At 51.8% G+C, this 9,582-nt stretch carries 9 protein-coding genes; all 9 read right to left on the reverse strand.

The window, feature by feature from the left end; all coding sequences use genetic code 11:
• Window positions 1-126: 126 nt before the first annotated feature.
• Window positions 127-1,014 carry a ChaN family lipoprotein gene (locus OB13_RS11530; RefSeq protein ID WP_461490317.1) on the reverse strand — a complete coding sequence of 296 codons (888 nt, stop codon included), beginning with the start codon at window positions 1,012-1,014 and terminating at the stop codon, window positions 127-129.
• An 86-nt stretch (window positions 1,015-1,100) separates the two neighbouring features.
• Entirely contained in the window at window positions 1,101-2,438 is a 1,338-nt protein-coding gene (locus OB13_RS11535; protein WP_461490318.1) for an ABC transporter permease, read from the reverse strand.
• Window positions 2,431-3,342, reverse strand: a complete 912-nt coding sequence (locus OB13_RS11540) for an ABC transporter ATP-binding protein (RefSeq protein WP_461490319.1) — start codon at window positions 3,340-3,342, stop codon at window positions 2,431-2,433. Before OB13_RS11540 ends, OB13_RS11535 begins: the two co-directional genes overlap by 8 nt.
• Window positions 3,343-3,549: 207 nt before the next feature.
• Entirely contained in the window at window positions 3,550-4,698 is a 1,149-nt protein-coding gene (gene dnaJ, locus OB13_RS11545) for a molecular chaperone DnaJ (protein ID WP_461490320.1), read from the reverse strand.
• 3 nt (window positions 4,699-4,701) lie between these two features.
• Entirely contained in the window at window positions 4,702-5,280 is a 579-nt protein-coding gene (locus OB13_RS11550) for a nucleotide exchange factor GrpE (RefSeq protein WP_461490321.1), read from the reverse strand.
• Between the two features lie 312 nt (window positions 5,281-5,592).
• On the reverse strand, window positions 5,593-6,585 hold the full coding sequence (obgE, locus tag OB13_RS11555; RefSeq protein ID WP_461490322.1) for a GTPase ObgE: 993 nt from the start codon (window positions 6,583-6,585) through the stop codon (window positions 5,593-5,595).
• 126 nt (window positions 6,586-6,711) lie between these two features.
• A complete protein-coding gene (locus OB13_RS11560; RefSeq protein ID WP_461490323.1) occupies window positions 6,712-7,293 on the reverse strand; it encodes an adenylate kinase in 582 nt (193 codons plus the stop codon).
• Between the two features lie 119 nt (window positions 7,294-7,412).
• Window positions 7,413-7,955 carry a hypoxanthine phosphoribosyltransferase gene (gene hpt / locus OB13_RS11565; RefSeq protein WP_461490324.1) on the reverse strand — a complete coding sequence of 181 codons (543 nt, stop codon included), beginning with the start codon at window positions 7,953-7,955 and terminating at the stop codon, window positions 7,413-7,415.
• Between the two features lie 94 nt (window positions 7,956-8,049).
• The coding region (locus tag OB13_RS11570) for a sodium-translocating pyrophosphatase (RefSeq protein WP_461490325.1) at window positions 8,050-9,582 on the reverse strand (1,533 nt) is incomplete at its 5' end.

Consider the following 9,582-nt stretch of genomic DNA (forward strand, 5'->3'; position numbering starts at 1 on the left):
GTAATGACTTCTTTCTTCCTATACCTGATTGAAAGGTATAGCCAGTCCATTCCAGCTAATAGGATATCGCCTAGTAAGAATTCCATTCAATAATTCTTAAACTCCCAAACTCTCTAACTCCCAAACTTAAAACGTCCTCGTCATACTGGCCGGCACAACCAGTATAAAGTCGGCCTTTTGCCTGTTCTCGTCTGTCAGCTTCTCCAGATCTTCCTGCAGCACCGTCGTGATCGTAAGAGTTTTCAACTGCGGATTTCCCTGCTTCAGGTACCAGCCAATCCCTTCGAAATTGTCGGAGTGATACGCGCCGTTGAGGTGGAGCATTTTCTTGCCGCTGTTGACCTGCTGCAATATAAAGTGCGCCATGGTAGCATCTTTCAGCGCCTGGGCCTGCACAATGTTTTCGCTTTTGGTATTTCCGTGCGTGCTGTTGCCGAACATGGCCAGCATATTCTTATAGCCCGGCAGCGTCATGTCTACTTTCACTGGCAAAGGGGCAAAGAAACGCCTGCCATCTTCCGATACAGTTTCCAGCGCTTTCAGGCTGCCTCCCGAAACCATAGCCGCATAGCGGCGGGGCACATTGGTCGCAACCAGAGGTATACCGGCATCTTTTGCAAAGCGCACCACAGGTTTGTAATCTGTTTTGTAGTTGGGCCATGGCCTGGCTTCCTGCTCAAAGTTATTTTCAGGCGCCTGCCCTGCCAGGTATTCGTTCAGCACCAGCTGCACATCGGCTTCAAACATTTCGGCTCCGATAGCAAAATTCTTCTGATGAACCTTGTGCAGGTCTTTGGCCACCTCCAGCTGCAGCCAGTGCGCGATCGGGTCGTTGTGCTGCTCCCCAAACAGTACCACATCTGCCTTCTCCAGCTCCTCCAGCATGTTGCCATACCTGATGGCTTTGCCTTTTGCGGTGAAGAGCTGGTAAGCGGGTTTGTCTTTGTCTGTAGCAGCGGCTATACCTGTTGTGAGCATAAGCAACAGAAGTGTTAGGAGTGAATATCGCATCATAGTTTGGCTATACGTGAATTAAGTTACAAAAAATAGCCGGCTCTGCAGAGACCGGCTATCTTAAATCTATACCTATACCTGCCAGGCTATACCCTGTAAAACAGCCACTTGGACAGTTCCTTGTAGTTGATCTTCTTGCCATACATCAGGATACCCACGCGATAGATTCGGGATGCGATCCAGGTGGTGAAGATGAAGCCCAGGATAAGCAGCGCCATGGACAGCAGCAGCTCGCTGGCCGGCACCCCAAACGGCACGCGCACCATCATTACGATCGGCGAAGTGAAGGGTATGATCGACATCCAGAACGCCACCGGCCCGTCCGGGTTTTTGATCACCACGGTATAGGACATGATAAAGGAAATGATGAGCGGGATGGTGATCGGGAACATGAACTGCTGCGTATCCGTTTCGTTGTCCACGGCGGCGCCAATGGCTCCGAACAGGGAACCATACAGCAGGTAACCGCCCAGGAAGTAAAACAGGAAGCAGCCGATCAGCAGCGGGAAATTGAGGTTGCCAATGGCACTGCTCACTTCCGCCAGGGTCTGGTTGTTGGCGGCAGCCTCGTCCGATTCTTCAGCCTCCGCTTCGCCAGCGGCGGCGGCACGGCCAGCCTGCAACTGCTCGATGGGAGTGGGTGCTGCCTTGATGCCGAAAGCTGATTGCACGCCTCCCACTACGATCGTAGACAGGATAACCCACAGCAAAAACTGTGTCAGGCCAACCCCGGCTATACCGATGATTTTGCCCATCATCAGCTGGAAAGGCTTCACCGAAGAGATCATCACCTCCACAATGCGACTGGTCTTCTCTTCGATCACGCCCCGCATGATCTGCACGCCATACAGGAAAATAAAGAAGTAGATAATAACTGCCCCGATGATGCCAGCTCCGGAGGTAACCCATACATTGCTGTCCTGCTCGCCTCTGGCGCTCAGGTTAACGGTGGTCACTTCGACCTTCGCTTTCATCTTGTTGAGCATTTCACGGTCGATGCCGGATGCGACAAAGCGCTGGTTCTCGATCTCTTTCTCCAGCATACCTTCCAGCCTGAATTTGACCTGCAGGCTGGTGTTCTTTTTAGAATATACCTTTATACCTTCCGGGTTCTCCAGATCGATCTTGGGGATATGCAGCAGTGCACTGTAGTCTGTTTCCTGGTATACCTCTTTCGCCTGCTCCAGTGTGCCGCCAATCGGTATGATTTTGAGGTCTTCTTTGCTTTCGAGCTTATCGGCAAACAGGCCGCTCTCGTCCAGTACCATCACCACGTCCGAGCTATCGGAGATGGTAGCAAGCCAGGCAGGTATGACCATGAAGGCAGCCAGCAGCAGCGGCGTCAGGAAGGTCATGACGATGAAGCTCTTCTTGCGGACGCGCGTCAGGTATTCCCGCTGTATGATTAACCAGATTTTATGCATCGTGTGTTTCTTTTACTTTTCGGATGAAAATGTCATTGATACTCGGCACCAGTTCCACAAATGAGTGCACCTCCACCCGCTGGATCAGGTAGCGGAGCAGGTCATTGGGCGTTGCGCCGTCCAGTAACCGGATCGCCGCCCGGAACACGCCATGGTTCTCATGCTGCTCCAGCACTTCAAAATCCGGGGAAGTGATCATCAGGTGGCCGTTGCCGATCACCTGGTAGGTATCTGTTTTATACGTATCCTTGATCTCACGCACGGGCCCGTCGAGCACTTTGCGGGCACGGTTGATCAGCGCGATGTTATCACAGAGCTCTTCCACCGACTCCATGCGGTGTGTGGAGAAAATGATGGAAGCCCCGTTATCCCGCAGGCGCAGGATTTCGTCTTTTATCAGGTTGGCGTTGATCGGGTCGAAACCGGAGAAAGGCTCATCCAGAATCACCAGCGATGGCTCGTGCAGCACGGTAGCCATGAACTGCACCTTTTGCTGCATCCCTTTCGAAAGGTCTTCGATGTGCTTGCCCATCCATTCTTTTATCTCAAAACGGGCTACCCATTCTTTTATACGGGCGGTCGCTTCTTCTTTGCTCAGCCCTTTGAGCTGCGCCAGGTATAGCAGCTGCTCGCCCACCTTCATTTTCTTGTACAACCCGCGCTCCTCGGGCAGGTAGCCCATGTCTTTGATGTGCGCTGGCTTCAGCCGCTCGCCCTTGAAATATATTTCCCCTGAGTCGGCTCCTGTGATCTGGGTGATGATCCGGATCAGAGAGGTCTTTCCGGCCCCGTTCGGGCCCAGCAGTCCAAATATACAGCCGGTCGGAATATCGAAGCTCACGTTATCCAGGGCGGTGTGGTTGGCATATCGCTTGGTTACGCCTTCAATTTTAAGAATGCTCAATGCTGTTAACCTTTTGGTTTATTCAAAAATACCCTTTTTAGGGTTGGGTGACAAATTACATCGTTAAAAGACTATATATAATCGACTAACGAATCTGCAGGCAAGATCAAATACGGCAGCGACCGGATAAAGGCAACAAAAAAAGCCTGCCTTTTCATGCATAAAAAAGGCAGGCTTTCCTGTAATAAAACGCTCCAGAGGTGCTACTTATTGAAAGTAGTCTTTTACTTTCTCAAAGAAGCCTTTCTCGTTCTTGCCCGGATGTGGTGCAAAGTTGTCTGATTCACGCAGTCGCTCCAGCATGGCACGTTCGTCGCTGCTCAGCGACTTCGGCGTCCATACGTTGATGTGGATCAGCTGGTCGCCTTTGCCATACCCGTTTATATCTTTCACGCCTTTGCCACGCAAGCGGAAGATTTCTCCACTTTGTGTACCTGGTTTGATCGTGATCTTCACTCTTCCGCCTATGGTTGGCACTTCGATATCGGCGCCCAGGGCAGCGTCCACAAAGCTGATGTACTGGTCAAATATGACGTTGTTGCCATCGCGCTTCAGGCTCGGGTGCTCCTCTTCCTCTATCTGGATGAGCAGGTCACCAGGTACGCCGCCGCGCTCCGGCACGTTGCCTTTGCCGCTCATTGACAGCTGCATACCGTCCATTACCCCGGCAGGCACGTTGATGGTGATGACTTCTTCCTGCAGCTCTCTGCCGCTGCCGTGGCAGACTTCGCAATTTTTGGTCACGATACGGCCTTCGCCGTTACAGGTAGGGCATGTGGCAGTCGATACCATCTGTCCTAGCATCGTATTGACCACTTTGCGCACCTGGCCGGAGCCCTGGCAGCTACCACACGTCTGCATATCCGTGCCGTTTTTGGCCCCGTTGCCGCCACAGGTGCTACACGCTACATAGCGTTTTACTTTTATTTTCTTTTCTACGCCGTTGGCTATTTCCTCCAGGTTGAGCTTGAGCTTGATGCGCAGGTTACTGCCTTTGCGCGTGCGCCGGCCTCCCTGGCGTCCGGCTCCTCCGAAGAAGCTTTCGAAACCGCCGCCTCCGCCACCGAAGATGTCGCCGAACTGGGAGAAGATGTCCTCCATGTTCATGCCGCCACCGCCGCCGAAGCCGCCGTTCATACCCTGATGGCCGAACTGGTCGTACCGCTGCCGTTTCTGCTGGTCGCTCAGCACTTCGTAGGCCTCAGCTGCTTCCTTGAATTTATCTTCCGCCGTGTGGTCGTCCGGGTTTTTATCCGGATGGTGCTTAATGGCCAGCTTACGATAAGCCTTTTTGATTTCTTCCTGGCTGGCTCCTCTTGCCACCCCCAACACCTCGTAATAGTCTCTCTTAGCCATTGATTAAGCTCCTATAATAACTTTCGCGTACCGTATCACCTTATCATTTAAGGTATAGCCCTTCTCGATCACGTCGATGATTTTGCCCTTCAGCTCTTCTGACGGTGCCGGCGATTGTGTCACAGCCTCGTGCAGATCGCTATCGAAAGTATCGCCGGTTTGAATTTGGATTGGCTTCAGCCCTTTCACCTGCGTCACATGCTTCAGTTTATGAAACACCAGTTCCAGTCCCTGCAGTATGGCGTCTACGTCTTTGGTTGCTTCCATCGACTGGCGGGCGCGTTCCATATCATCCAGAACAGGTAAGAGTTCGCTCATCAGATCTTCCGTTGCCGTTTTAGACATTTCGATGCGCTCGCGGGCAGTTCTGCGTCTGAAGTTCTCAAACTCTGCCATCAGGCGGATGTACTTGTCTTTCATCTCGGCCAACTCCGCTTCGGTTTTATTTTCCTCGCCCGGTTCGGCTTGGTTGTCTTCGGTCTCTGGCTGTGCTTGTTCCTGCCCGTTGGTTTCCTCTACATTGGCAGTATTCTCTTGCTTTTCGGCTTTCTCCTGCTCTTTCTTAATATCTTTATCTGACATAATGCCTTAAGAATTTTAGGTTGATAGGTCTAACTTGTCTTGTCAATTGTCTTGCCAAAAGTCAATTCGTGCCATTCTGGCATTTTATAATTTTGAATATATGAATGAGTGATTGAGTGAATTTTATTCTCAATGTTGTCCTCCTGTCAAGGATATAGGCAAAAGGGAAGCTAAGCCGTTGCTACGAAGGGTAGATTTTACTGAAATCCCTTTCACTCACTCATTCAAAATTCACTCAGTCACTCATTAAAAAAAATCGGTAGACAGCTTTGCAGCCTCTACCGATCTCTGTTCAATTATCTGGCTGGCAAACTAGCTGTTAAGCGCTTCCCAGATCATATCTTTCAGCTTGGGAATATTCTTCTGTGCCATACTGGAGATAAATACAGCCGGAACATCCTGGGGCAATGTCTTGCGCATTTCTTCCTCCAGCTCCTCATCGATCATATCGGTTTTGGTGATGGCCAAAATGCGCTTCTTGTCCAGCAGCTCCGGATTAAAAGTTTCCAGCTCGTTTAGCAGTACGTTATACTCTTCGGCAATATCGGGGCTCTCGCATGAAACCATAAACAGCAGCATGGAGTTCCGTTCGATGTGCCGTAAAAAGCGCAGCCCCAGTCCTTTGCCTTCCGAAGCCCCTTCAATGATACCCGGAATATCGGCCATCACAAAAGACCTGAAGTCGCGGTAAGCAACCACCCCTAAGTTAGGCTCCAGCGTCGTGAAAGCATAATTCGCTATTTTGGGTTTGGCCGCCGAAACAACGGATAAAAGCGTGGACTTGCCGGCATTCGGGAAGCCCACCAGGCCTACATCGGCCAGTAGTTTCAGCTCCAGGATAACCCACTCTTCTATACCTTCCTCGCCTGGCTGCGCGTAGCGCGGCGTCTGGTTGGTGGGTGATTTGAAGTGCGCATTGCCCAGTCCACCGCGACCACCCGGCGTCAGGATGATCTCCTGCCCGTGCTCGGTTATCTCGCACATGAACTCGCCGGTCTCGGCGTTGCGGGCAATCGTTCCGAGGGGTACCTCCAGCACGTCGTCTTTGCCCTGGGCACCGGACGAGTGGCTTGGTCCACCATTCTGGCCGTTTTCGGCGATTACGTGCTTGCGGTATTGCAGGTGCAGCAAGGTCCATAGCTGCGAGTTGCCCCGCAGGATAATATGGCCACCTCTGCCCCCATCCCCTCCATCAGGACCACCCATGGCGGTTCTTTTGTCGCGGTGCAAGTGGGCTGAACCAGCGCCTCCGTGTCCCGAGCGGGAACAGATTTTTACGTAATCAATAAAGTTGGATTGAGCCAAAACTGGTAATGCTAATGAATAAAAAAATGCAGGATACAAGCAGGCAGGTCGCAATGCGCCGGCCTGTTGATTTCCTTTTATAAAGGTGTCGTTATGGTACGTTTCTTAAACCGCGTGCGCTTCAACCTACTTCACTTTCAAAGCGTCGATATGCTCACAGAGCTGGTTGAAGATCTCGTCAATCTCCCCTATACCATCCACGGCACAGAATTTATTCTGGCCGGCATAGTAATCTGCCACCGGGGCAGTTTTGTTGTTGTACTCCTGAATTCGCTTCCGGATCAGTTCTTCGTTCTGATCGTCGGGGCGGCCTGAGGTCTGTCCACGCAGCAGCAGCCGTTTGGTAAGTTCCTCGTCGTCCACTTTCAGCGCCAGCATGCAGGAGATCTCTGTGCCATGATCCAGCAGGAGTTTGTCCAGACCCTGGGCCTGCGGCACGGTACGCGGAAATCCGTCAAAGATAAATCCTCCGGCATACCGGTGCTCTTTCACCTGGTTCTCGATCATGCCAATTACCACTTCATCCGGCACCAGCACCCCGTTGTCCATCAGCGACTTGGCTTTCAGGCCCAGTTCGGTGCCGGCAGTAATCTCTGAGCGAAGCAGGTCACCCGTAGAAAGGTGAATAAGGTTATACTTGTCAATCAGCTTTTGGCTTTGTGTACCTTTACCAGCACCAGGAGGGCCAAACAAAACGATGTTGAGCATATCTTTGATTTTAAATAAAAAGCAAAATTAAGTATAAAAACGATGTACTGTTTTATTTTTTTGATTTGCCGGCTCCTCCTCTTCAGGAAGGAGACCACAGCAGCGGGCCATTTGCCGTACTACGAAACTATTTTGTAGATATCGCGCAGGTTACGCCCCAACCCATTGTAGTCCAGGCCATAGCCCACGACAAAGTCATTGGGTATCGATTTCGCCACATACTTGACATCCAGCTGATGCTGCAGGCATTCGGGCTTCATGAGCAGGGTGATGATCTCTACAGAAGCAGGATTTTTAGCCTTCAGCTGCTGCAGCAGCGTGTTTACGGTATGGCCGGTGTCCACAATATCTTCGATCACGACTACGTCACGGCCCTCTATCTCTTCCGTCAGGCCCAGGATCTCCCGCACGCTGCCCGTGCTCTGCATATTCTGATAAGAAGACATCCGGATAAAAGAAATCTCGCAGGGAATGTTGACCCGCTTCATCAGGTCAGCTGTAAACATGAATGAACCATTGAGTACGGCCAGGAAAAGCGGGTTTTTGCCAGCGTAGTCCTGCTCGATCTGTTCAGCCAGGATATGAATACGTGCGATTATTTCTTCTTCGTACATGTAAGTACTGAAATCACAATCGTGAAGCGTAATGGTACGGGGCTCCATAAAGCATTAGTGTTGTTATTAAACAAAGGTAAGGATAATAAAAAATAAGCCCAACGCTAGGGCTGGGCTTATTCAAACTAAAGCAAACTTATACTTATTTTTTCACATAGAGTCCCTGCAGGGCAACCGTGTTCTCCGGCAGGCTGGTTATACCTGCTGTTTCGGGGTTTAGCTGCTTCTTCTCCAGGTTGATCTCTACTGGCGCTTCGGGCAAAGGCGGCTCCTGCTCCAGGGCAATGTGTGGCGCAATCACCAGCGAAACGATCGACATCAGCTTGATCAGGATGTTCATGGACGGGCCGGAGGTATCTTTGAATGGGTCCCCTACTGTATCGCCGGTAACCGACGCTTTGTGTGCATCGGAGCCTTTGTACTCCATCTTGCCGTTTATTTCCACGCCTTTTTCAAATGACTTTTTGGCGTTATCCCAGGCGCCGCCCGCGTTGGACTGGAACATCGCCATCAACACGCCCGACACGGTGACACCGGCCAGCAATCCGCCCAGGATCTCAGGAGAAGAAGTATCCGGGAACACGCCCCGGAAGCCAAAGCCGACAATGATAGGAACGATCAGGGCAATGGCACCCGGCAACATCATCTCCCGAAGCGCTGCCTGGGTAGAAATAGCCACACACTTTTCATACTCGGGCTGTCCGGTGCCTTCCATAATACCCGGAATTTCGCGGAACTGGCGGCGTACTTCGTGTACCATGGCCATCGCCGCTCTGCCTACTGCCGCAATACAAAGGGCAGAGAAGATGAACGGAATCATGGCCCCGATGAACAAACCTGCCAGCACAGGCGCTTTATAAAGGTCAATGGAGGAAATACCGGCTATACCTACGAAGGCTGCAAAAAGCGCCAGCGACGTCAGGGCGGCAGAAGCAATCGCAAAGCCCTTGCCCGTGGCTGCTGTCGTGTTGCCAACTGCATCCAGGATATCGGTGCGGCCGCGTACTTCTTTTGGCAATTCGCTCATCTCGGCTATACCTCCGGCGTTATCGGCGATCGGGCCAAAAGCGTCGATGGCCAGCTGCATGGCAGTAGTTGCCATCATACCTGCCGCCGCAATGGCCACCCCGTACAGGCCGGCTGCTGCATAAGAAAGCACAATACCAGCTGCCAGCACAATAATGGGCATAACCGTAGACTGCATACCTACCGCCAGACCAGCAATGATATTGGTCGCATGCCCTGTAGAGGACTGCTGCACGATGGAATTAACAGGCTTTTTGCCCATCGCCGTATAATATTCCGTGATGATACTCATCAACGCACCTACTACCAGGCCGACCATCACGGCATAGAACACACCGTCCGAAGTAAATTCAAAGTTACGAAGCGCAAGATTCTCGGGAAGCAGCCAGTGGATGGCAAAGTAAGCGCCCACGGCTGTGAGTATGACAGAAACCCAGTTGCCCAGGTTCAGGGCTGCCTGCACGTTGCCGCCTTCCTTTATCCGCACAAACTGCATCCCGATCAGGGAGAAAATGATGCCCAGACCGGCAATCAGCATAGGAAGTATAACCGGGGCTAGCCCACCAAAATTATCCTGTGAGATCACTTCGCGACCCAGTACCATGGTAGCCAGGATCGTGGCTACGTAGGAGCCAAAAAGGTCGGCTCC

This window comes from Pontibacter sp. HJ8 (assembly GCF_054824225.1).

Bases quoted from the DNA above. Each gene is read 5' to 3' on its own strand.
- OB13_RS11530 (WP_461490317.1), bottom strand. From the start codon at position 1,014: ATGATGCGATATTCACTCCTAACACTTCTGTTGCTTATGCTCACAACA.
- hpt (WP_461490324.1), bottom strand. From the start codon at position 7,955: ATGGAGCCCCGTACCATTACGCTTCACGATTGTGATTTCAGTACTTAC.
- OB13_RS11550 (WP_461490321.1), bottom strand. From the start codon at position 5,280: ATGTCAGATAAAGATATTAAGAAAGAGCAGGAGAAAGCCGAAAAGCAA.
- OB13_RS11560 (WP_461490323.1), bottom strand. From the start codon at position 7,293: ATGCTCAACATCGTTTTGTTTGGCCCTCCTGGTGCTGGTAAAGGTACA.
- OB13_RS11535 (WP_461490318.1), bottom strand. From the start codon at position 2,438: ATGCATAAAATCTGGTTAATCATACAGCGGGAATACCTGACGCGCGTC.
- dnaJ (WP_461490320.1), bottom strand. From the start codon at position 4,698: ATGGCTAAGAGAGACTATTACGAGGTGTTGGGGGTGGCAAGAGGAGCC.